General features: G+C 61.9%; 25 protein-coding genes, 1 pseudogene and 1 other annotated feature. Of the genes and pseudogenes, 18 read left to right on the forward strand and 8 right to left on the reverse strand.

Translation table 11 applies throughout. The annotated features are described in order from the left end of the window. The coding region (locus BMY22_RS24480; protein ID WP_208599339.1) for a hypothetical protein at positions 1–391 on the forward strand (391 nt) is incomplete at its 5' end. A gap of 133 nt (positions 392–524) precedes the next feature. On the opposite strand, the gene BMY22_RS18640 is transcribed toward BMY22_RS24480, so the two are convergent. Both BMY22_RS18640 and BMY22_RS18645 read right to left on the reverse strand, forming a co-directional pair. Next, complete coding sequence (locus tag BMY22_RS18640) at positions 525–1,127, reverse strand: NADPH-dependent F420 reductase (protein WP_090624561.1); 603 nt, start codon at positions 1,125–1,127, stop codon at positions 525–527. A 31-nt stretch (positions 1,128–1,158) separates the two neighbouring features. Next, positions 1,159–1,920, reverse strand: a complete 762-nt coding sequence (locus BMY22_RS18645) for an SDR family oxidoreductase (RefSeq protein ID WP_090624563.1) — start codon at positions 1,918–1,920, stop codon at positions 1,159–1,161. A 111-nt stretch (positions 1,921–2,031) separates the two neighbouring features. On the opposite strand from BMY22_RS18645, the gene BMY22_RS18650 reads away from it, so the two are divergent. Further along, positions 2,032–2,961 (forward strand): LysR family transcriptional regulator, encoded by a 930-nt coding sequence (locus tag BMY22_RS18650; RefSeq protein ID WP_090624565.1) that lies wholly within the window; start codon positions 2,032–2,034, stop codon positions 2,959–2,961. A 170-nt stretch (positions 2,962–3,131) separates the two neighbouring features. Continuing rightward, complete coding sequence (locus BMY22_RS18655; RefSeq protein ID WP_090624567.1) at positions 3,132–4,598, forward strand: 3'-5' exonuclease; 1,467 nt, start codon at positions 3,132–3,134, stop codon at positions 4,596–4,598. 42 nt (positions 4,599–4,640) lie between these two features. Here BMY22_RS18655 and BMY22_RS18660 read toward each other — a convergent pair whose 3' ends face one another. The 3 genes from BMY22_RS18660 to BMY22_RS18670 all read right to left on the reverse strand — a co-directional run bounded on the left by BMY22_RS18660 (position 4,641) and on the right by BMY22_RS18670 (position 6,699). Further along, positions 4,641–4,832, reverse strand: coding sequence for a hypothetical protein (locus BMY22_RS18660; RefSeq protein ID WP_090624568.1), 192 nt, complete (start codon positions 4,830–4,832; stop codon positions 4,641–4,643). Between the two features lie 260 nt (positions 4,833–5,092). Further along, positions 5,093–5,527, reverse strand: coding sequence for a GTP pyrophosphokinase (locus tag BMY22_RS18665; protein ID WP_090624596.1), 435 nt, complete (start codon positions 5,525–5,527; stop codon positions 5,093–5,095). 2 nt (positions 5,528–5,529) lie between these two features. Further along, positions 5,530–6,699 carry an ATP-binding protein gene (locus BMY22_RS18670; protein WP_090624570.1) on the reverse strand — a complete coding sequence of 390 codons (1,170 nt, stop codon included), beginning with the start codon at positions 6,697–6,699 and terminating at the stop codon, positions 5,530–5,532. A 233-nt stretch (positions 6,700–6,932) separates the two neighbouring features. On the opposite strand from BMY22_RS18670, the pseudogene BMY22_RS18675 reads away from it, so the two are divergent. The 9 genes and pseudogenes from BMY22_RS18675 to traN form a co-directional block, all read left to right on the forward strand. Further along, a pseudogene (locus tag BMY22_RS18675) lies at positions 6,933–7,165 on the forward strand (IS3 family transposase); the annotation flags it as partial. After that, positions 6,989–7,108 (forward strand) — a sequence feature (AL1L pseudoknot). Its footprint overlaps the pseudogene before it by 120 nt. 390 nt (positions 7,166–7,555) lie before the next feature. Then, positions 7,556–7,912: a hypothetical protein gene (locus tag BMY22_RS18680; RefSeq protein WP_090624572.1), complete on the forward strand. Its 357-nt coding sequence runs from the start codon at positions 7,556–7,558 to the stop codon at positions 7,910–7,912. Between the two features lie 93 nt (positions 7,913–8,005). After that, positions 8,006–8,977, forward strand: coding sequence for an AAA family ATPase (locus BMY22_RS18685; RefSeq protein WP_090624573.1), 972 nt, complete (start codon positions 8,006–8,008; stop codon positions 8,975–8,977). Positions 8,978–9,023: 46 nt separating this feature from the next. Beyond that, on the forward strand, positions 9,024–10,214 hold the full coding sequence (locus tag BMY22_RS18690; RefSeq protein WP_244158918.1) for a DUF3150 domain-containing protein: 1,191 nt from the start codon (positions 9,024–9,026) through the stop codon (positions 10,212–10,214). Between the two features lie 78 nt (positions 10,215–10,292). After that, complete coding sequence (locus tag BMY22_RS18695; protein WP_090624575.1) at positions 10,293–12,182, forward strand: VWA domain-containing protein; 1,890 nt, start codon at positions 10,293–10,295, stop codon at positions 12,180–12,182. A 71-nt stretch (positions 12,183–12,253) separates the two neighbouring features. After that, positions 12,254–12,670 carry a hypothetical protein gene (locus BMY22_RS18700; RefSeq protein WP_090624577.1) on the forward strand — a complete coding sequence of 139 codons (417 nt, stop codon included), beginning with the start codon at positions 12,254–12,256 and terminating at the stop codon, positions 12,668–12,670. 110 nt (positions 12,671–12,780) lie between these two features. Beyond that, positions 12,781–13,107, forward strand: a complete 327-nt coding sequence (locus BMY22_RS24710; RefSeq protein WP_208599341.1) for a hypothetical protein — start codon at positions 12,781–12,783, stop codon at positions 13,105–13,107. 119 nt (positions 13,108–13,226) lie between these two features. Beyond that, on the forward strand, positions 13,227–13,424 hold the full coding sequence (locus BMY22_RS18710) for a hypothetical protein (protein WP_090624579.1): 198 nt from the start codon (positions 13,227–13,229) through the stop codon (positions 13,422–13,424). Between the two features lie 163 nt (positions 13,425–13,587). Continuing rightward, on the forward strand, positions 13,588–16,215 hold the full coding sequence (gene traN / locus BMY22_RS18715; protein ID WP_090624581.1) for a conjugal transfer mating pair stabilization protein TraN: 2,628 nt from the start codon (positions 13,588–13,590) through the stop codon (positions 16,213–16,215). A gap of 40 nt (positions 16,216–16,255) precedes the next feature. Here the strand turns inward: traN and BMY22_RS18720 are convergent, their stop codons facing one another. The 3 genes from BMY22_RS18720 to BMY22_RS18730 form a co-directional block, all read right to left on the reverse strand. Beyond that, positions 16,256–17,077 carry a hypothetical protein gene (locus tag BMY22_RS18720; protein WP_090624583.1) on the reverse strand — a complete coding sequence of 274 codons (822 nt, stop codon included), beginning with the start codon at positions 17,075–17,077 and terminating at the stop codon, positions 16,256–16,258. Positions 17,078–17,220: 143 nt separating this feature from the next. After that, positions 17,221–18,078 (reverse strand): DsbA family protein, encoded by an 858-nt coding sequence (locus BMY22_RS18725; protein WP_090624585.1) that lies wholly within the window; start codon positions 18,076–18,078, stop codon positions 17,221–17,223. Beyond that, the gene (locus tag BMY22_RS18730; protein WP_090624587.1) at positions 18,072–18,770 is read right to left on the reverse strand and encodes a hypothetical protein; all 699 of its coding nucleotides are present in this window, start codon (positions 18,768–18,770) and stop codon (positions 18,072–18,074) included. Before BMY22_RS18730 ends, BMY22_RS18725 begins: the two co-directional genes overlap by 7 nt. A 449-nt stretch (positions 18,771–19,219) precedes the next feature. Here BMY22_RS18730 and ssb point away from each other — a divergent pair, with 449 nt between their 5' ends. The 6 genes from ssb to BMY22_RS18760 all read left to right on the forward strand — a co-directional run. Beyond that, a complete protein-coding gene (ssb, locus tag BMY22_RS18735) occupies positions 19,220–19,714 on the forward strand; it encodes a single-stranded DNA-binding protein (protein ID WP_090624589.1) in 495 nt (164 codons plus the stop codon). Between the two features lie 155 nt (positions 19,715–19,869). After that, positions 19,870–20,994: a RecT family recombinase gene (locus tag BMY22_RS18740; protein WP_090624591.1), complete on the forward strand. Its 1,125-nt coding sequence runs from the start codon at positions 19,870–19,872 to the stop codon at positions 20,992–20,994. A 136-nt stretch (positions 20,995–21,130) separates the two neighbouring features. After that, positions 21,131–21,310, forward strand: a complete 180-nt coding sequence (locus BMY22_RS18745; RefSeq protein WP_089170097.1) for a hypothetical protein — start codon at positions 21,131–21,133, stop codon at positions 21,308–21,310. Positions 21,311–21,488: 178 nt separating this feature from the next. Further along, positions 21,489–21,773 carry a hypothetical protein gene (locus BMY22_RS18750; protein ID WP_090624592.1) on the forward strand — a complete coding sequence of 95 codons (285 nt, stop codon included), beginning with the start codon at positions 21,489–21,491 and terminating at the stop codon, positions 21,771–21,773. Positions 21,774–21,916: 143 nt separating this feature from the next. After that, a complete protein-coding gene (locus tag BMY22_RS18755; RefSeq protein WP_090624594.1) occupies positions 21,917–22,390 on the forward strand; it encodes a hypothetical protein in 474 nt (157 codons plus the stop codon). Next, on the forward strand, positions 22,377–22,711 hold a 335-nt coding region (locus tag BMY22_RS18760), incomplete at its 3' end, for a lambda-exonuclease family protein (protein ID WP_208599340.1). The genes BMY22_RS18755 and BMY22_RS18760, both read left to right, overlap by 14 nt.

Here is a 22,711-nt window from a genome sequence, read left to right on the forward strand (position 1 = left end):
CAAGCAGGACCACGAGCAAAAGACCAAGGCCTGTCCGCACTGCGGCTTCGTGTTCAGCGGTCTGCGCTGCCCGAAATGCGCCCACGAGATCCTGCTGCCCGATGGCGTGGCCGTGGCGCCGGGCAAACTCGCCAAGCTCGAGGATCGGCGCCAGGTGCTCGAGCCGACCTGCAAGCAGGACATCTACCGGGAGCTGCTGGGCTATGCCCGCGCCAAGGGCAAGAAGGAGGGCTGGGCCTACTACGCCTACCAGGCCTTCCTCAAGGAGCCGCCGGATCGCGCCTGGCGCAGCAGCTCCCTGCAGTCCAAGCCGCTGACGCCGGAGATGAGTAGCTGGATCAAGGGCTACAACATCCGCCGCGCCAAGAGCCATGCCCAGTACGGTACTTGAAGCCGTACTGGGCAGTGACTCATATGGCTCGCTCTTCAGCCACTTCGCGGGAGGGATAGGACGGATGTGAGCTGACAATGTGAGGCTGCCAACTGCTCGAACTGCGTCTCCGGATGGTGTCTCCTCCGGCCTGTCAGCCAAACCTGACCAGATTGAGTGCTGGCAGCGGGCCGCCGGGGAACTGCACCAGGCGGGCGCCGATGGCGAGCGGGCCGAGATCGATGGCGAAGAAGCCCAGTTGCTCGATCAGCGCGCCCACCGCCGCCCTGGCGCGGGCGTCGTCGCCGGAGAGGAACAGCACCCGCCGGCCGCCCTCCGCTCCCGGCGCGCCGGAGACCAGCTGCGGTTGAAGGTGGTTGAAGGCCTTGACCACGCGGGCGCCCGGCACGAGCTCGGCGAAGACCTCGCTGGAGGCGCGGCCGTGCAGTTCGACCGGCCTGAACAGCGGCGCCTCGATCGGGTTGTTGGCGTCGATCACGATGCGTCCGCCGAAGTCCGGCAGGCCGGCGAGCGCCGCCGGCAGCTTCGACCAGTTGACCGCGACCAGGACGATGTCCTGCGCCGCCGCCTCTTCGCGGGTTCCGGCCCTGATCGAGGGGCCGATCTCGCGGACCAGATCCTGCAGCGACTCCGGGCCGCGGCTGTTGGCGATGACGGCGGGGATGCCCTGCCGGGCGAGCGCCCGGGCGAATGCCGAACCGATGGCGCCGGCGCCGAGGATACCGATGCTGTTCATGCTGCTGCTCCTGTAGTCGGGATGGGCTGGATCAGGCGGTGAAGCCGCCGTCGGCGACGATCTCGGCGCCGGTGACGAAGGCCGCTTGCGGGCCGGCGAGGAAGGCGACGACGCTGGCGATCTCGTCCGGCTGGCCGTAGCGGCCGAGGGCGATGCCGGGGCCGACGATCCGGCTGACCGGGCCGCCGTCGGGGTTCATGTCGGTGTCGGTCGGACCGGGATGCACGGTGTTGACCGTGATGCCGCGCGGCCCCAGGTCGCGCACCAGGCTGCGGTTGAAGCCGGCGACCGCACCCTTGGTCAGGGTGTACAGCGAGGCGGTCGGAAAGGCCGCGTAGCGCGTCATCGACGAGCCGATATGGACGATGCGCCCGCCGGCCTGCATGTGGCGCACGGCCTCCTGGGTGGCGACGAACACACCGGTGACGTTGACCGCGATCATCCGCTCGTAGGTCTCGAAGGCGATGTCCTCGATCGCCCCGCCGAGGCCCAGGCCGGCGTTGTTGACCAGGATGTCGAGGCCGCCGAAGGCTTCGACGGTCGCGGCGATGGCGGCGCGCACGGCAGCCGGATCGCCCGCGTCGGCGGCGATGGCGCGCGCACGGCCGCCGGCGGCCTCGATGGCCCGGACGACCTCGGCGGCCTTCTCCGGAGAGGCGCTGTAGGTAAGGGCGACCGCCGCGCCGTCGGCGGCCAGGCGCCTGGCGATGGCCGCGCCGATCGAGCGCGAGCCGCCAGTGACGAGGGCGGTCTTGCCGGTCAGGGGAGTAGTGCCGGTGGGAGAGGTGGTCATGGGATTCACTCCGGGGTCGTTGTCGATGGAGTGAATGGTGGCCCAGTCATTACTTCTTGATTAGCCGGTAATGGCTTGAATCATTTTCAAGCAACCATGTAAAGTCTGCCCATGGAAACCCTCGCCAACCTCGAATCCTTCGTCCGCAGCGCGGAGACCGGCAGCTTCTCCGCCGCCGCGCGCCGCCTCGCCCTGACGCCGGCGGCGGTCAGCCGCAACGTCGGCATGCTGGAGCGGAACCTCGGCGTGCGGCTGTTCCAGCGCTCGACGCGCAAGCTCACCCTGACCGAGGCCGGCGAGCGCTTCCTGGAAGCCATCGGCGGCAATCTCGACGCGCTGCAGGCGGCGATCGCCACGCTGGCGACGGAACGGGACGAGCCGGCCGGCGTGCTCAAGGTCAGCATGCCGCCGACCTTCGGCATCACCCATGTCCTGCCGCTGCTGCCGGGCTTTCTCGCGCGCCATCCGCTGATCCGCCCGGACTGGCATTTCGAGAACCGCCCGGTGGACCTGATCGCCGAAGGCTACGACGCGGCGATCGGCGGCGGTTTCGAACTCGCCCCGGCCGTGGTGTCGCGCACGCTCGCCCCCGCCCATGTCGTCGCGGTCGCCTCGCCGGCCTACCTGGCCGGACGCACGCCGCCGGCGGACCCGGCCGGCCTGGCCGGATTCGCCGGCCTCGTCATGCGCTCCAGCCGTACCGGCCGGGTACGCCAGTGGACGCTGCGCGACGCCGCCGGGGCCGAGATGCCGGCCAGGCTCGCCGAGACGCTCACCCTCAACGACCCCGCCGCCCTACGCGAGGCGGCGCTGCTCGGCCTCGGCGTCACGCTGCTCGCCGTGCCGGACGTGCTGCCGTGGATCGAGCGGGGCGAACTGGTGAGGCTGCTGCCCCGCTGGTACGCCGACGCCGGCGCGATCTCGATCTACTACGCGAGCCGCACCCTCATGCCGGCCAAGACCCGCGCCTTCATCGACTTCGTCGTCGAGGCGTTCCAGCGCGAGCGCCTGGCCGAACGGTTTGCCGGAAGCCTCGGATAAACATCCGCTGGGCCAAGAGCCACGCCCAGTACGGTACTTGAAGCCGTAGCGGGGGCAGGGCTGCGAGCCGCCCCCGAATTCAAGCCAGAAACTGGCCGGAAATGGCCACACAGCGCTCGCGAGGCTTGCCACCATCGTTGGCCTCACATCGCAGAACATGGAGCGCTCCGATGAAGTCGACAGCAGAACAACTCCCCATCATCCAGTACGAGGGCCACCACCTGGTGGTGAAGGCCTATGCCGGCTGCGGCAAGACCACCACCCTGGTGGCCTATGCCGAGCAGCACCGCCACCTGCGCATGCTGTACCTGGCCTACAACCGCGCCATCCGCGACGAGGGCGCGGCCAAGTTCCCCAGCAACGTCTCCTGCAAGACCTCCCACCAGCTGGCCTGGCCCGGCTTCGGCCAGCACTACCAACACAAGCTGGGCAACGTCCGCCTGACCGACGCCGCGGGCCTGCTCGAGACCCGCCACTGGGGCAGCGTGCGCGATGCCCTGGCCGTGCTCACCGCCTATCTCTCGAGCGCCGACCGGGAGATCGGCCTGGCCCATGCGCTCGCCGGACTCGACGGGGAAAGCTTCGCCACCGGCGGGGACGCCCATATCGACCGAACCATCGGCTCGGCCCAGCGGCTGTGGGAGGCGATGATCGATCCTCGGCATGCCTTCCCCTGCCAGCACGACGCCTACCTGAAGCTGTTCCAGTTGAGCCGGCCGACGCTGCCCTACGAGGTGATCCTGTTCGACGAGGCCCAGGACTCGAACCCGGTCACCGCCGCCCTGGTGGCCGGGCAATCGGCACGGAAGATTTTCGTCGGCGACAAGTGGCAGCAGATCTACCGCTGGCGCGGTGCCGAGAACGCTCTCGACGAGCAGATCGAGAAGGGCGCCAATGTCCTCTACCTGACCAACTCGTTTCGCTTCGGGCCGATGATCGCCGGCGTGGCCAACGCCATTCTCACGCTGCAGGGCGAGACGCGCCCCTTGGTGGGGTTTGGCCCGCGCGATCGGGTGACGACACGCCTGCCATTGGCATGCGAGAAGTACACCGTGCTCAACCGGACGGTGGTCGGCGTGATCGTGACCGCTATCGGCGCGGTGAGCCAGGGCAAGGCCGTGTACTGGAACGGCGGGATCGAGGCCTACCAGCTTTCCGACCTGGAGGATGTCCATTACCTCCGGGAGGAGCAGGTCGACCGGATTCGCAACCAGCGGTTGCTGGCGCAGTTCAAGACCTTCGCCGATTTCGCCGAGGCCGCGGAGCAGAGTAAGGATCCGGAAATGCTGCGCACGGTCCGCCTCCTCAAGGACCACCACGATATTCCGCGCTTGATCGCTGCGCTGCGCCGCCATTCCACGGATGACCCCGACGAGGCGGACATCACCGTCAGCACGGTGCACCGGGCCAAGGGCCTGGAATGGGACATCGTGGTGCTGGAGGAGGATTTCCCGGACCTCTTCGACGACGAGAAAATTTCCCCGGAGCAGCGGGTCGACGAGTTGAACCTGCTCTACGTGGCCACCACCCGGGCCAGGCAGCACCTGGTCGTCAACGGGATCGCTCAGGCTATCGTCCGGCTGGTGTATTCCAAGACAAAGACTGCGCCAGGCGCCGCACTTCTGAGTGGACGTTGATCGAAAAGCGCGACAAACCCAGTACTACCCCCTTTTCCTCGATCAATGAGCCCGAGCGCGGCGCCGGGCAAGCTCTGCAACCAAGTTCATGACGGCCTTGGCATCGTCGCCATGCAACGAGAAATCACCGTGGACAGTGTTGATGTTGAACCCGGTGGCCATGCTCGGAATGGCCTTATTCAAGGCCTCCTTGGCATCTGCGGACTTGAAAGTGACTTGGAGGTGTCGGCTCATGGTGTTTTCCTCGATCATTGAAGCGAACGCAGCAGGCGCTCAAGCGGTCGCTCGGTGATGGCGTCGAGCATCATGGGGCGAATGTCCTTTGGCTCGCAGCCGTCCACACCATTCTCCGCAAAGTACCGGCAAACATCTTCATCGGTGACGTAGCCCTTCGCGGCCAGCTTCGCCCGCTTTGATCGTGCGAGGGGCTTGGGGCATGTCAGTCTCCTTAAAATCGTGGTCCTGGGTGCAACTGAGTTTGCTCCGAGGCTTGATCAAGCCTCTGACGAGTCCAGGTGCTTCCATGCCCGGTGGTACTTTGCTACGCGCTGTAGGTCTTTCTCGCTCACCGCGTTGAGCCGCAGCAGATTCATGTTGTCCTCAATGTCCAACAGCTTGATCTTCCTGGCGAGCGGGTGGACACGAACGCGGTCAATGAAGGCCTCGTAGCTCTCGCCCTTGCGGCGGGTAAGCACTACAACCGCGCTCACGACCGATTCTGGAAATCCATCGTTACGCAAATCGTCAGCAGTAGTAGGGGAGTCCTCTATCACATCGTGGAGCAAGGCGACACACTGGGCGATTGGGTCATCCAGGCGGGCCGCGAGGCGAAGTGGATGCAGGATGTACGGTTTGCCCGCCTTATCCACTTTCCCTCCGTAGGCCTTGAGGGCTCGATGCAGAGCGAGTTCGATCAGGGCTGAGGGCATATTCATTTCTTCTCGCGCTCCTTCCGCGTTAGCCATTCAGCCATGGACGAATCCTCCAGGGCGTATTCACCCCGAGAGGCCTTCCAGACAAGCTCTTTCTCGCGCAGCACATCGAGCGCCTTCTGGACGTTCGGAGTGCTGGCGTTGGCCTCGGCGCCGGCCAGCTCCAGCTTGCGGTTCACTTCGATGAATGTCTGCTCAGAAAATGGCGTGAAAGGCTGCTTGCTCATGACTCGCTCGCCCATCACCTCAAGCACCGCCTGTTGCAGCGGCGAAAGATCGTTGTAGGCGCTCTCGTAGTCGCTCCAGACCCCGGCTTGGTGGTTCAGGGCGCCAGTGCGCAGCAGCTCCGCGAGATTGCTGGCTTCGCCCAGGCCTACGCTTACCTCCGTGAGCAGGGCGTTGAGCATTTCCGGGCGACGGCCAACCAATCCGAACGCATAATCCATGTCGTCGGTGCTGAACTGGTTGGTAGCGGCGAGGCGGGTATTCCACACGCCGGTCACGAACTCAACGAAGTCGCGGCCAAGCAGCGGGAACGGTGTGATGTGAGCGCCATAGAAGGGCTGCTTGGACTTGAGGACTAGGTTGGCCAGCTTGTCCCGGCTCGACCCGGTGAAGACCAGTCGCAGCCCATCGGGGCGGTTGCCCCGGTTGAGGTGATCCCGCGCAGCCTTGAGGGCGAACATGGTGTTGATCCCGCTCTCGCTGTTCAGCGCGTGCTGAGCCTCGTCTACGATCAGGACTATCATTTGGCCGGAGACTTGGTGCAGTACGTCTAGGGCCTTGGCCAGTGTCGTGCCTGGAGGCAGTTGCGGCTTGCTGAAATCCCAACTCAGGGTGCGGAGCAGGTTAATCTTCTCGATGCCGACCTTCTTTGCGGCCTTGCGGGCGGCGCTGTCGAACTCTGCCAAGGCGCGACCAATGGCGCCGGCAATCAGCTCGGCGGGATCGACCTCTCGGTTTTCCCAGAGGTCCACGTATACCGGCAGCCAGCCCCGAGCTTCGCATTCGGGTGCGAGGTCGTTTTCGAGAAACGTGCTCTTGCCAGTGCGGCGAGGTGCTGCCAGAAACATGCCCGAGCTGTAGTCGGCAAAGGACTCGCCGGCCAAGTCTCGCACAAGAGCCTCGGCTAGGGCCTTACGGTGGAAGATGGGGCGGGACGGACTCATCTGACTATCCTGAATTATCTGACTAACTATAGTTTATACTTCGCTGGATAGTTTTAGCATAGATCACCGCTTGGTGAGAGCTAATCGTCCCAGCTATCGGGCTGGGTCACTGCGAGACAGGGGGATAGATCGACAATTCCCGCCACCCAGGCTGGGAAGCGGGCACCACTGAAAGGTCAGAAGGCTGGGTAGTTGAATCGCCCCGGGTTTTCCGGAGGCTCCAACCTTTGGTTCTGGAGCGTGAGGTTCGAGAGCTGCGTCAGGCTAACGAGATCCTGCGCAAGGCCTCGGCGTATTTTGCCCAGGCGGAGCTCGACCGCCGCTTCAAGCGATGAAGGCCTTCATCGACGATCACCGCCAGGCCTACGGGGTCGAGCCGATCTGCAAGGTGCTGCTGCCGATTGCCCCGTCGACCTACTACGAGCATACAGCCCGGAAAGTGCTGCCAGCACCTCAACAGGCAAGGACTGGAGCACGGCAGCTTCCTCTTCCGCGGCTTTTGGAGCAACGTAGGCTTGCAGGCCATCGTCCGATTGGGCATCCTTGAGCGAACCGATAGGTGCGCTAGCTGTGCGCTATACAGCCTAAGAATCTTCGAACAACGCCACGGCGTTGTTTCCAAATAACGCTCATTAATATGAGGGCGTTATTTCTAAAAAGAGTACATCCAACCGATGTCGCTCTTTCTCCAAAGAATCATTCATCTGCGCGTGTGCGCCGATGTTTGTCCGTGCTCGGCACGGGTCGCTAGCTGACGACACTTTCAGCCTAAAAACTGGTAATTCAAAAAAACTCAAACCCTGCGGGGAATTCCCCGTCTGGGGATTTCTTCGCTTCAAGCCATTGGAGTCGAGAAATGAAAACCGAATCCGTCATTAACTTGACCAAGTTCAAAGTGACGCCGGAACTTGCCCGTTTTGGTGTTTGCGATTTGACAAATTGGAAGGAGTTTCAGGAGATCCGAGGTCTTCTGTACTACCCCGACCCGCCGACCCAGGAGCAGATCGATCAGCGCGTCGAGCGTTTGACGGCCATTGCCCTGCGTGAGGCCAAGAAAACGGGCTCGACTCAGGTTCTGGTGAGTTGCCCGCCCTGGATGCTGTCGCCGCTGTGCAAGGAGCTGTTGTATTTGAACATGCAGCCAGTGGTGACCTTCACGAAAAGCAACAACGATAAAGGCGTGACCGTTATTTCGCTGGTCAACGCCGCTTAATTCAAATACCCACTTTAAAACTGCCCTTGGGGGAGATATTCCCCTGTGGGGATTCTCCTTTTTCGGGCTTCGCATTTGAGAAAGGAGAACATCATGAAATTCAACGCCAAAGTCAGCATGAGCGAGTTCGGTTTTGCTTCGAGCGCGCAAGCGCCCGCCTTCGAAGCCGGACACAAGTTCATGCAATACGTGGCTCCCAAGAAGGATTATTTCTTTCGGCAGGAGCTGTTGAGGCCGCTGATGAACTGGCTCTATACCCCCTGCGGGGATAGCGCTCTGCTCGTCGGGCCTACGGGCTCCGGCAAGTCCTCGCTCGTCGAGCAACTGACGGCCCGCCTGAACTGGCCCTGCCTCACCGTCTCGGCGCACAGCCGGATGGAGATGCCGGAGCTGACCGGCTACAACCTGCCGGTCACCGACCCGGTGAGTGGCGACCTGAACACGACGTTCGTGGACGGGCCGCTGACGCGAGCCATGCGCCATGGCTTCGTGTTCGTGCTCGACGAGTACGACACGCTCGATCCGGCGGTGACGGTGGGCTTGCATGCGGTTCTGGAGGGACGCCCTCTGGTCATCGCCGAGAACGGTGGCGAAGTCGTGCCGCCACACCCGAACTTCCGGTTTGTCGCCTGCGGCAACACGGCAGGGCAGGGTGACGACAACGGCAATTACACGGCAACGATGCAGCAGAACCTGGCTTCCCTGGATCGCTTCCGGGTCTGGGAAGTGCCCTATCTGATGGCTGAGCACGAGGTACAGACCATCGTGTCTGCGCTTCCGCAACTGCCGGAGGACATGGCGAAGCGGATGGTGCAGGTCGCGAACTCGGTTCGCAGTCAGCACCAGGGATTGGGCGGTCACTACCTCAGCGTCACGCTGTCCACCCGGACCGTGCTGCGCTGGGCGCGGATCGCCTGCGGCTACACCCAACTGGGTGCCAGCAAGAATCCCATCCAGGATGCATTGAACGAGTCGCTGCTCAACCGTTGCGACAAGGTGCAGAAACTGGCCATCACCAAGATCGCCCAGAGCGTCTTCGGCGGTGACTGGAATACCACCTTCTAAGCATTTTTCTACCCAAACCCTCAGGGGGAATTATTCCCCTGCAGGGGTGATTCCTCCTGATTTCGCTATCGAGAAAGGAGAATCACCCATGACCATCCAAACGAACGAGATCCGCATTCTGGATCAGATTCTGCTGGTAGACCTGTCCGCCATCCATTTGTGGACAGCTCGGAAAAAACTGAAGGCCGAAATGCTGGAGGGCAAGATTCCTCCGGCCGATCTGGCTTCGCTGGGTTCGATGCGCGTCATCGACCCCGAACGGCTCAAGCCGTTCGAGAAAATCAAGCGGCAGGCGATCAAGGCGGTCGAGGAGTGCGGGGTCAAGTTCCTGGGCGGCTATGCCGTTTCCCAGGACAAGATCCAGGAGGTCGTCGACCACCTGGAGGCCCTGAAGACGCAGTTCTACGACCTGAAGAGCAACTTCCTCCCGAACTATGACCGCTGGGTCGGCGACTGGGTGAACCAGGCGTGGGAGAAGGAGGAATGGCGCGAAGCGATTCGCACCTCGGCGACGCCCAAGGCGGAAGTCGATGCCGGCCTGCAGTTCGGCTACGCGGCCTGCCGTGTGGCGCCGGACGGCGACAAGCACCTGTCCAGCACGCTGGGCGGGCAGGTCCGCGGCCTGGCCGATCAGCTCTTCGCCGAGACCGCCGACACGGCGGAGCGCCTGCTGGAAACCGGCCTGGCCACTCGTGGCCATGTCACGCAAAACACGCTCAACACCGTGCGCAAGATGAACGCCAAGCTGAAAGGCTTGATGTTCCTCTCCTCGGAGGTGAAAGGCCTGTCCGATCACATCGAGGCGACCCTCGCGGCGCTGCCCACCTCGGGCGTGGTCAACGGCGTGCAGTACGGCGCCGTCGTGACGCTGATCTCGTCGCTCTCGACCGAGGAGTCGATCAAGCGCCTGATCAAGCACCTGAACATCGCCAATGGCTCCGACGAGGCTGTCGCGCCGGCGGTGGAGGTTCAGCTGCCGGTCGAGCCGCCGGCTCCTCAGGAGCCTGTCGTTGAAGCTGTAGAGGCCGTCGAACAAGCGGTAGAAGCCCCAGCCAGCCCGGATGCTCCGGTATCCGAACCTGAGCCGGTGGTGGCCGAAACCGTCCACGCGCCTGCCGAGGTGATCGAAAGCCCCGTTGCAGTCTCGCCAGAGCCTGTGCCGGAGCCGGAAGTCGCCAAGCCGGCTGAAGAAACCGAACCCGAACCGCTGCCCCAGGCTGCCGGCTTCTGGTTCTAAAGCCCATCAACCCCCTGCGGGAGTCCCCTCCCGCGTGGGGGGATTCCCTTTTTCCGCTGTTGAGAAAGGAGAATCGCGATGCAAAAGAAAACCCTGATGGGATCACTGCCGGTCTACGCCCAGCACCTGAGCGAGCAGACCGGCGTGAAGGTCGTGGTCGAGGGTTCCCAGGCCTATACGGATGGGACCAAGGTAGTCGTTCCCTTCACGGAAACCGATCCCGAGCTGTCCTTCGGGTATGTCGCTCACGAGTGCTCGCATGTCCGCAATACCGACATGCAGTGCTTCGGCGAGGCGCAGGCGGTGCCGTTCCGGCTCTCTGTGCTGAACATCCTCGAAGACATCCGCATCGAGCGGATGAGCATGGATCAGTACCCGGGCACCGAAGGCGACCTGAACCATCTGGCGAAGGCTGTTCTCGGCGACCGGCTCGATCCGGCTGACGTGGCCCAAAAACCGGCGCTGCATGTCGTCCACGACACGCTGCTGTTGGCGGGCCGCAGGCAGATGCTCGGCCAGGAACTGGAGCAGCCGGCCACGGTGATGCTCCAGGCGCAAGAAAAGCTGCTGGGCGCTCAGTTGAGTGCCCGGATCATGCAGAAGGTCGGGGAGGTCCTGCAGTGCGACAGCACCCGGGAAGTCCTCGCGCTGGCCGATGCCATCATCGCGCTGCTGCCCTCGCAGGAGGACCAGCAGGACGAGGGTGGCGCCGAGCAGCAGGAGCAGCCCCCTCAGGAGAACTCGCAAGACGACTCGGGAGGTGGGCAAGGCGACCAGCAGGATCAGGAGCAGCCGGAAAACCAGCCGCAGGAGGGCGATGACGCTTCGGCGTCGGAGGCCGACTCGGACGAAGGCGAAAGCGAAAGCCAGAGCCAAGGCGAAGAAGCGGGGCAACCCGATTCCGAGCAGAAAAACTCCGCTGGGAATCAGGCCGGTGACGGCCAGGACGATCGGCAGGACGGCGGCTCCAGTCGCAGCCAGGGTGGCGACACTCCGGCCGAGGCTGAAGGCGACGATGCTGCCGGTGATTCGGGTAGCCAGCCAGGCGATCACCCCAGCCAGGAGGCGAACGACCTGCGCGAGCAGGCCATGCAAGCCACCGCGGGCGACCTGCAAGGGTTGATCTCCGAGGTGGGCGACAAGGCGGCCGAGCTGCTGAGCCAGAAAGCCAGGCGCGATCCCTGCGCCAGACGGCTGCTTTCCCTGGCTGGGCGCTCCTGCTTGCGCAGCGATGCGGCCAGTGGGCGCCGGGTTCAGCTCGGTCTCGAGCAGTCCTCCGGGCTGCGGCAGTGCCTCAACGGGCTGCTGCAGGCGCAGGTCGATTGCCGGGTCAGCCTCAAGCGCCAGGGCAAGCGCCTGGATACCTCACGGATCGCCTTGCTCAAGGCGGGCGAGACGCGGGTATTCAGGAGCAAGGCCCGGGCCGAGCGCCAGTCCGCCGCGATCCAATTTCTCCTCGACAAGTCGGGGAGCATGAGTGGGGCGATGGACGAGGCCGAGGCCGCGCTGTACGCGGTGCTGCAGGCCGTGGAAAACCTGCCGCAGGTATCGACCGGGGCGCTCGCCTTTCCCGAAAGGGGAAGTGATTCCGTCACTCGCTGCGCCCTCATCAAGGGGCACAGGGAGCGGTTGTTACAGGCGGTGAGACTGGGGGGCTTCGGTGCCATGCACCAGGGTTGCACCCCCTTGGGAGAAGCCTTGTGGCCGGCGGCAGTCGAACTGCTCAGGGCCCAGGGCGAGCGCAAGATCCTGTTCGTCATCACCGACGGTGAGCCGGACAGTGCCTGGCTGGCCCAGGAAATGGTCGAGCGCTGCGAAAACAGCGGCATCGAAGTGCTCGCGTTGGGCTTTGGAGGGGCGACAGCCGACCTCCTGAGCCGGACGTTCACGCGGTTCCGTGCCGTGGGCCAGGTATCCAGACTCAAGCAGGCGCTCTTCGAGCTCGTACGCGAAGTCCTGGTCGCCTGATCCACCACCAACCAACCCGATAGGGGGCCATCCCCTACCGGGCGGCCTCCGTCGGTTTGAGGAGGCCTGAAATGAAAACGGCATTGGCAGTACTGCCTCTCGATCTGTTCGGCGAGGAGGTGATCCTTCGGCGCCGCTGGTTCGAGCGGCGCCCCGTGCGCAAGCCGGCCCCTGCACGACAGGAGCCGGTCCAGCTGGGGTTCCTCGACATCCTCGAGATGTCGGACGAGGCGCTGGAGCAACTGCGGGTACACGACGACCTCTCGGATGAGTACGTCGAGTGGCTGCGGGAGTACCTGCTGAAACTGACGCTGAGGCAGCTCGTCCACCCCCAGGTGAGCGAGTTGCACCGGCGCGAAGCGGTTGAATGGGTGATGTCGGACGAAGTGCACCCCTTCAGCTTCAAGGTGTGCTGCGCGGCCTTGCAGGCCGATCACGAAGACGTTCGCGAGGGCGTCCTGGCGATCATGCGCAAACACGCGAGTTGAACCAGCCTCGGCGGGAAACTTTCCTGCCGGGCTGCTTCTTCGCCCATAACCCCTGACGGGATAATCCCGTTGGGGATTTCTCCTGTCAGGTCGTTCAGACAGGAGAAAATATGTTCAAGAAAATTCTGATCAAGTGGTTTCAGAGCTGCCTGATCGGTGTCGGCTGTAGCCTTCTGGCGACAGCCTTCGTCGGTCTGATTGGTCTGGCAGCCACGCCTTGGGAGGTCAGCCTGACGCTGGTTACCGGCATGCTAATGTTGGTAGCAGATTTGATATTCTCGGGCGTTCAGGCGCTGCCCAAAGGCCCCAAAAAGGAGAGTGACATGACTCTTGCATACGCAGTCACCGGCGTTGTCCTGACACTCTGTATCGTTGCAGCCATTGGCTACAGGGTTGCAGTCTGGCTGGATAAAAAGTACGGGACCGAAAACCAATAAATCGGTTCAGGCGCAGCCCGGCTGCGCCTGACGCCTGATTGAGGTCACCCCTTGGGGTGATCCACCCGAGTCCTTCCGAGTGGGAGGACTCCGGGGATCACCCTAAGGAGAAAAGACCCATGAATGCAGTACACGCCATCTTCTGCCGCGAACGCGACGAGCTGATGATTGACTCGGGAAGGATCTTCAAGGTCCCCCCGCAGGTCGCTCGGACGGTCAGCGCCGACGCGCCCGACACACGATTCGTGAAGTCGTGGGCGGTGATATTCGGCCTGATTCCGGCGCACGCGCAGGTCACCTTCCTGCAGTCGGCGTGAGCAGCAGATAGAGCCCGAGGCCCCGGTCTGGATTTCCAGCCGGGGCCTTTCGTTTTTCGCGTTTCAAGAGGCCAAATCAAGCCATAAAATCGCCGGAAAAGCCCACACAACCCCCTATCCGGCTTTCTAGCATCGCGGTATCCCATTCACGAGATACCGTCCTATGCAAACCCTCCGTTCCCCCCGCCTGGCCCGCTGGCTCTGTGTGGGCCTGATCGGCCTGCACCTGAACCTGCTGTCCCACAGCGCCTGGGCCGATGCTGTTTCGGACAGCGCGGCACAGGCCCAGCAACTCGGCAGGCAGGTTCTCCAGGCCTTCCCCGACAGCCAGCCGCACAAAACCCTTCAGGACATCTTCCCGGACAGCGGCAAGGCCTCGACGATCACGTTGGAGCAGGTCTTCGGCAACGACACCGCGACCGTCCAGCTGGGGCTCGAAGCCAACGCACGCCTCAAGGATGAGCAGTCCGAGGAGGGCGAGGCCTACCGGACCATGATTCAAAGCGCCAACCGCGTGTCACCGGACTTGTCCAACGACCCGATGTTTCGCCAGGCCGATGAGGTGCGTTCCACCAGTTACATGGACGCCTTCAATAAATTCTTTAGCGACTGCTCGAAACAGGAAGTTTTCGAGAACGCTACGCGGGACACGCACATCGCCAAGTATCGGACCTGCGAGCGACTGGTCGATCAGGGCGGAACCGTCGACTTCATCCACGACTACAGTGCCGGGATTGTCGAATATGACTCTGGCCAACCGAACTATCAATCATGCGGCGAAGGTTGCCTGTATGTGTGGGTGGGTACGGTCGGCGACAACTACTGGAACGGTAAGTGCAAGATTTTCGAGGAGTACACGCGGTTTCGGGTGGTCGCGAAAGAAGCGATCCAGTCTGCCGTGATTGAATATGCCGCGTTCGACGATTACTTCCAGATCTACTTCAACGACCAGATGCTCTGGACGCATACGCCGGGTGTCTTCCCGCCGGAAACGAAGGGCAAGTGCGAGCGCAATACCAGCTGGAAAGTGAACCCCAACACCGATGTCACCAGCGTCATCAAAAATAGCGGTGAATACATAACCTTCAAAACCCGCACTTCGGTCACCGGCGAAGGCGAGGGCTATGCGCGCATCAAGATCACCTACGATCCGGCCAAGGCCGTTGTCGACAAGGGCTGGGGGCCGCAGGACCGCCTGCCGATCTTCGGCATGATCAACGACGGCTTCTGCAGCAACACGTCGATGGTCTGTACCTCCATGCCGGAGAAAGACTCACAGGGCTGCATCACCGAGAACGGCGTTCTCTTGTGCCCCGGAAACATGCCGGCCTCGCCGCATCCGGACATCGATCCCTTCTGTAAGCGCGCTACGGTGAGTGCCGAGTGTTCGTTCTACAAGGGGCAGATGGCTTGCTACACCGATGCCCAGGGGGTGGAGCGGTGTCCGCAGAACGAAGGGGGCAACCTCAACACCTGCCGGGAATACGAACAGAACTCCTCCTGCGGCTTCATCTCGCAGAAGTGCATCGAGGGTGCCCAAGGGCCGTCGGGGCAGTGTTACGCCTTTGAAGAAGTCTGGGACTGCGGCTATGACGTTTCCGTACCCACGCTGGTCAACACGGGCGTGAAGTACGAGTGCCCCGGCCCCGTGAACTGCATGGGCGGCGAGTGCTTCGATACCAGCAACACGAAAAGCACCGATTTCGCCTATGCCGTGGCCATGCTCCAGGCCGCCCAGTTCGCCGAGCATGACCTCGAGTGCGGAGGAGAGGGGACGGATGTCTCCGAGTCCAATGTCTGCAAGGTGTTCAAGGGCGAAGGCATGGAGTGCAAGAAGGCCCTGGGCGGTTATGTGGACTGCTGCGAGGCGCCGGAGGGGATCAGTATTATCGACTATGTACGACTCACGATGGCTACTTTGAAGATGGCCTCTGCAGTACAAGCCCTGTCAATTAATAAGTCCATCACTCAAGGCTACTGGTATGCAGTTCAGAATGCCATCTTCGACGGTGCCTACAAAACGATCAAAGGTGAATGGAGCTCTATTTTGAGTACAGCAACCGCATCCTTTGAAGACACCGTAGCAGGAAAATACGGTGTAAGTGCAATCCAGGGGTTTCTGATGGAGCAAACCTATAACGTGATGATGGAGATGGGAGCCACGGAGGCGGCCAATGCAATATTCCAGCCTGCAACTACAGGGGGAATGCAACTGACTTCCCAGGCAGCGGCATTCGTCAACTTTGCCGGCATGGTATACACCGCCTATGTCATGACCGATCTGATGATCAAGGTCATCTGGGCTTGCGAACCCAAGGAATTCGAACTCGATGCCAAGAAAGAAACGCGCCAGTGCTCGTATGTCGGCAGCTACTGTGCCTCCGAAGTATTGGGTGTCTGCGTCGAGAAGCGCGAGGCCTACTGCTGTTTCGGTTCGGTCGTGGGCCGTATCATTCAAGAGCAAGGCCGAGCCCAGCTGGGGATGGATTTCGGCAAAGCCAAGCATCCGTCGTGCGAGGGGCTGACCGTCGAACAACTGAACCAAATCGACTGGGCGCAGATCGATCTCTCCGAGTGGATCGGGATGCTCTACAAGGCAGGCAGTCTCGATACGCCCGATACGGCCACGCTGGAAAATCTTACCGGCTCCGGTAGTTCGTTGGGGAGTGTCTTCCAGGGCACTACCCGCCAGAACAGCCTGAATCGAAATCTCAAACGACTAGAAGGTGTCGATGTCGATCAGATAAAGTCACAAGCGGAGAAAGAAATCAAAGGAAATATCTTGCAGTAACTAAAAGGCCCCGCTATAAAACGGGGCCTTACTTTAGCTCTTATTTTCCAATGAAATTGTATTCTTTACCGGCCACTAGAATCGAAGGCGGAAATAGGGTAATTCCTTGGCCAGCTTTCGGCTGGCCACTATTGTAAATCACACACCAACTTGGAAGTTTGGCGCTTAGCAGCTTCATGGCTTCATCGCGCCTTATATCGTTTTTTGAGGCGTCTGCGACTATTTTTATTTTGAATCCGCTCAGAAAGATCGGTCCATAATATTTTCCCTTTTTGGTAAAACTTGGTGCACTCTTCAGCTCTTCTGAGGGTTGAACCGGGTTCTCGAAGAAAGTATTTTTAAAGCCAACAAATTGTCCGGGGCTATTATCCGCTAGTGCGCTTGGCTTGATATTGTAAGAGGCTGACTTACTGAATGCTTTTTTCATCGCACTATCAACTGTCTCCATCGCTATCTTAGTAGCCTCCCCAATATTTTTTGCGTCCTTTTCGGATATCCAGACAGCCACTTGGTCTTCCTGCCATGCGCCTCTGATTTGGCCAGTAGGCATCAGGAACAAGGCCGCCCCAAGCCCCCCGAACGCCAGATCCCCCATTGAGCCGCCATTGCCTCTGGCCGGCTCGCTCACCCCGGCGATCAGGCCGTACTGCCGGGCAGTCTCGACCGGCACGTCCTTCATGCCCTTGATGCCCATGTCGTCGCGCAGAATCTTCATCGCCTCCGACCACTTCTCGCGCGGAGTCTGCTCCGGGTCCTGGAGCGTGACCTGAGGCCCCTGCGGCTCCTTGCTCGCACACCCAACCAGAAGGGCTGTGGCCAGTGCGGTGCAGAGTAGACGGTGCATGTTTTTCAGTTCCAGCATGTGAAATTCCCTTTAAAAATCATGGGAAAGGGTACCGGCTTGTCGCGTTGCTCCCAAGCGCAGGAGAAGAAATCCCCTGGGGCATGGCCACCGCCGGCACCATTCTGAGAAAAGAAAGCCCCCCAGTGGGGGATTGAACTCGGCTACTGACGCTTGGCCTGGGCTTCGGGGACCGTGCTTGACGCTTCAGCCGGTGCCGGCGGGTTGCCCTGGCTGGAAGGCGCGTCACGCATGGCGATCGCCTGCTTCATGGCCTCGAGCAGCACTTGCGGAGTCTGCGCGCCGCGCACCAGCACCCGGTTGCCGGTCATGTTGTCGACGACGAAGGTGGCGGGCGTTCCGGTGACCCCCAGCTCGGTCCCCTTGGCGATCTGCTGCTCGACCTTGGCCTTGTACTTCTCGCTGGCCAGGCACTGCTTGAACGGTTCGGCCGGGGCGCCGACCAGTTGCGCCAGCTGCTCCGCACTTTCCACCCCGGCGCCGTTCAGCTCGGAGCGCTTGAACCACTCTCCGGTAAAGGCCCAGAACGCCTGGTTGCCGGCCAGCTCCGCGACACATTCGGCAGCCTGGGCGCCGAGCATGGCCCCGGGACTGTGGAAGGCCAGCGGGTAGTGCCACCACTCCCAGTTCACCTTGCCGCCGGATTGGTCGACCAGGGTTTTCGGGGTGTCGTGGAAGCGTTTGCAGTACGGGCACTCGAGGTCGCTGAACTCGACGAATGTGAACTGGGCGCTGAGGCTGCCGTAGATATGGCGGCCCTCGGGCTGAGCCGGGGCCGCGGCCCATGACGCCAAAACGCTTTCGCGGTCCGCTTTCAGTGCAGCTTCTTCCTGCTCGGCTTGGATCTGCTTCATGGCCTCGGGCAGGCGCTCGGCCAGGGCCTCGTCGATCTGGGACTGCGCTCGGTAGTGAGCGACTTCGAGCGTGGCCACCACTACGACGGTGGTGAACAGGGCCTTTTTGGCATAGCAGCGTAGCTTGGGGGTGTTCAGAGTCACCATGGGAAATTCTCACTCAGCCGTTCGAAAATGGTTGTTGAAGCGCTGGACGCCTGCTGTGGCTGTTGTTGTGTTTGGGCGCGCGTGGGCGGCAAGGGCTGTATGGGCTGTGCGGAAATGCGGACGGGTGGCATGGGCTGTATGGGGTGGGCAGGAACACGGACGGGAGGCCGGGCTTGAATGGCCACCGGCAAGTCCTTGGGCGTGCCGTTGACCAAGGTCAGCCACTCGTCATAGGTCAGCCGCATTTGCCCTTGGCACAGCTTATTGCGCACGCGGATGTAGTCGTTCACCTCTTCCCGGGCCGAGGCGTTCACCGCGTAGCCGGAAGCGGCGTAAGCCACAGGGTTGCCGGCGTGCTGGCAGTTGCTGGCGTAGGTGGAGGGCGGGACCGCGACCATCGCTACTGGGGTCGTACTGGCGACTTGCAGCTCCGGGTGCAGGCGGCCCGCACGGGTATCGAGCTGGTCATGGGGGCTCACCGTGTGCTGGTAGGCGGGTTTGCGCAGGGCCGCTCCGCCACGGCCCTGGTGCCCCCAACTGGTGTGGTAGTCGCGCAGGTCGGGCTCGTATTCGCTGACGGCGAACTTCGGCCCGGTGGGAACGGGTAGTGCCTCCGGCTTCTTGTCCTTGGAGCAGCCGGCGACGGCGATCGCGCTGAGGGTCAGCGCCAGCAGAAAACTGGGATGTTTCATGGGGAGTCCTCATGGGTGGATTCGGCCCCATTGTGAAAAGCCAATCTGTGTCTGTGTGGCCATTTCGCGCCACTTTATGGCTTGATTTTGGGTGCTCTGGACAGGCCGAAGGACGACCGCAAATTTGCGTGCGGCGGCTCGATTGCAATAGGCGTCGGACTGTTGCAGACTCCAGCCACGCCCTTATGCGGCGCTAAATAGGCCTACCGGAACTCCGGCCAGTGCCCTTCAAGCCCTGGTGGCTTAATCGGCTGAATAAAGCCGTCAAGAATTCCCCCCATTAAATTGGTAGACGTGCGTCTGCTGATTTAGTCGCGTAGTTGCTACGCGGACGGGTGGTGCCGTCTGATAAATCACCTTAAAAATGCTCTTAAAAAACCAACCCATCGGGGTCGCAGACTCCCGCTTGGGGAAAATGCCGCCCCGTATTATCCCGAAAGGAGAATCTTATGGCGCGCGGTATCAATAAAGTCATTCTGCTCGGCAATGTCGGCGGTGATCCGGAAACTCGCTTCCTGCCCAACGGCAATGCGGTAACCAACATCACCTTGGCGACTTCCGATACCTGGAAAGACAAGCAAACTGGCCAGCAACAGGAACGCACCGAATGGCACCGCGTGGTGTTCTTCGGCAAGCTTGCTGAAATCGCTGGAGAATATTTGAAGAAAGGCGCTCAGGTTTATATCGAGGGCAAACTGCAAACCTGCAAGTGGCAGGGGCAGGACGGTCAGGATCGTTATACCACCGAGATCGTCGTCGACATGAACGGCACCCTGCAATTGCTCGGCGGGCGCAGAGAAGTAGGTGAGGGGCAATCCCCGCAACCTCGGTCAAGCGCAGGTGGAAGTCGCCCGCGTCAATCTGGAAATCGAGCAGACAAGTCGACTCCGGCTCCCCAGCCGGCACCTGACGATGATGCTTTCGATGACAACATTCCTTTTTAGGAAACTTCAAAAACGGCGGACATGAGTTCAGGTCCGCTTTTTAGTCTGTGAAATCAAATGCCGGAAACAATCCCGGCACTATCCAAACCCTGAGGGGCGACTTGTCCCTTTGGGGGCCGTTCGCCCTGAAGGAATATTCTGAAAGGAGAACGGTTATGAGCGATTTTCAAACTGCAGTGGCAATCATTGCAAAACAAGAGAGCAAGTTCGTCGAGCTGGTGAAGTCATCGAACACGGATGTCGCCTTCAAGAACGAACTCTTGTATGCCTCGCAGGCGATGCTGAACAACGACTATCTCTGCAAGGTGGCGCTCAGCAACTCGCTGAGTCTGCGTAATGCATTCAGCCAGGTGGCCGCGTGCGGTCTCACGTTGAATCCCGCTCGGGGTTTCGCGTACCTGGTGCCTCGCGATGGGCAGGTCATCCTGGACGTGTCCTATCGGGGCATGATCAAGGCGGCCGTGAACGATGCCGCCATCAAGGACTGCATCGTCGAGCTGGTCTACGCGAACGACGAATTCGTCTATCGCGGCAAGCGGCAGAGCCCGACCCACACGTTCAACCCCTTCGACAAGAAGGCCGATCGTGGGGAGTTCGTCGGGGCCTTTGTCGAGGCCTTGCTGCCCGATGGGCGTGTCCATGTGGAGGCCGTCACCGCCGAGGAAATCTACGCGGCGCGCGAGGCTTCCGAGCTGTGGAAGCGGAAGAAGAAAGGCCCCTGGGTCGACTTCTTCGCCGCCATGGCGAAAAAGAGCGCCATCAAGATCGCGCGCAAGTATTGGCCTCAGACGGGACCCAAGCTGGATGAGCTGATCCAGTACCTCAACACCAACGGTGGCGAGGGGTTCGCTTCGCACGACGTGCCGCTGGCAGTCGTCGAGCGGGTGATCGGGGCCAACGATGAGGTCGAGCCGGTCGAGCCGCTGCCCACTTCCAACCAGGAGGAGGCTGCGAGCGAGCCGGTTGCCACCGCTCAACCGACGGAGGAAGCCGATCGTGAACCCGAAAGGGCTGATCCGCCTGCTGCCGAACCTGCCGCCGATCCGGCGCCGCAGGCTGTCGAAGGCGAGGTGATGCCCGCGAAAGAGCCGGAGCCCAAGCCTGCCGAACTGCCCGAGAAGGTGGTGAAGAAGGTGGCGGAACTGGTTCGCCGTGCCCGTGACCAGGGCTGCTGGGCAGCGGCCAAGGAGTACGTCTCCACGTGGCCGGAAGAGGCACGGCAATACGCGCTTCAACAGCTCAAGGCCGGCGAATACCTGGCGGCGAGCGAAGGAGAGTGAACCCATGGCCGATCTGATCGCGACCATCCTGTTGCTGTTGCTGCCGTAAGGCCTGCAGCCATTTGAAACCCACCCTGAGGGGGCATGTCCCTCTCCGGGGGTGTGCCTTTCTCGGGGACGAGAAAGGAATCACACCATGCGGACTTACCTGTTGAGCGTCACCGACATGAGCACCCGGCAGCGGGTTTCGTTTCGGTGTCGGGCCAGAACCTTCGCGGCAGCGATGAAGATGGCCGAGAAGGAGCATCCCGGCTTTTTTGCGGCACTGCGGTCTGCGTTCAAGGAGGGGCACAACCATGCGCCCATCGACACATGAGCGTCTGAAGGCTTCGCTGCGGCACTGACCGGAGATGAAATCGATGCCCGGTACGCGAGCGGCACTGCGCGCTGATACCGGCTGAGCGCTGGAATTCCAGCAAAAAAAATTCCCCGAGGGGCGAACCTGCCCCCTGGGGCTCGTTCGCCTCGACGGGATTCCGAAAAGGAGAACGGATATGCGATCCAGCATGGCTTGCGTAATCAAGGACCCGTCGAGCGCGTTCGATGCGCTCAAGGCATTGGGACGACAGGCGGGCAACGACCTGCTGCTCAGCAGCACTCTGCCTGTGGACCGGCGAGTGATCGAGGTGTTGACCCGTGCAGCGGCACGCCGGGTTCGCCTCGATGGGCAGCGATATGTCTGCCTGTTCGACAAGGGGCCGTTTGCAGAAGGCTTCTACGAGAGTTCCGGCTTGAACAGAACCGAACTGCTCAACTGGTGCGGACTTGAGGCGCGATGAGCGTCGTGCTCTGAGGCCCGCGAACGACTGGTACTAGAAAAAACACCCCAAGGGGCGAACCTGCCCCTCTGGGGGACTCGTTCGCCTCGAGGGGACCGCTTGGGCTTTTGAGCCTGGGCGGTGCACTCGAAAAGGAGAACGAGATGGAAGCTTTTGAAATCTGCCAAGAGGCCTACCTCCTGGCGCGGCATGAACAGGAGTCGATGTTGCTGGGCAGGTCGTACATGAAGCCTTCGGCCTTCCGCGAGAAGACCGAGACGCTGCGTGAGGCGACCGATGCGCAACTGCTCAACGCCTTGCAGGTCCTCGGCGAACAGGCCGGCCGTGATTTCCTGAGTCTTCGGGGACCCATCGACCGGCGGCTCGCCGCGGTGCTCGACACGGCCAGCCGGACCCGCAAGAACAAGCTCGACGGCTTCGGGCTGGTCGGCGGCCTGCTGAAGAAGGGCAGCCGCTTCGCCAGGGGGTTCTACAAGACCTCTGGAGTGGAGCCAAGGGCGCTCTCGGAGGATCTGAGGCGGTGTCACCTGTACCGATCGGGTGGCCTCTGTCTCAGTCCAGACGAAAAAGCTCGCCTGGGATTCGTCGAGCTGGAGGTGAACGATGAAGGTCGTTGATCTCGAGCAGCGGACTCCCGAGTGGCTGCAATGGCGTCAGGAAGGTGTCAGCGCAACCAGTTGCGCCGTCATCATGGGGCACAACCTCGACAAGACGCCTCTCGAGCTCTGGAAGGAGCTGGTCGGACTGACGACCCCGCCCGACCTGTCGGTTGTTCCGCAGGTGAGGCGTGGCCAGAAGTTCGAGCCGCTGGCCCTGCAGATGTTCGAGGAGAAATACGGCCAGCTGGGCTTGCCGATCTGCGCCGAGTCGCAGGAGCACCCGTTCATTCGGGCCTCCTTCGATGGCCTGCTGGGTGAGGGTGCCCCCGTCGAGATCAA

Source organism: Azotobacter beijerinckii (assembly GCF_900110885.1).
GTDB lineage: Bacteria > Pseudomonadota > Gammaproteobacteria > Pseudomonadales > Pseudomonadaceae > Azotobacter > Azotobacter beijerinckii.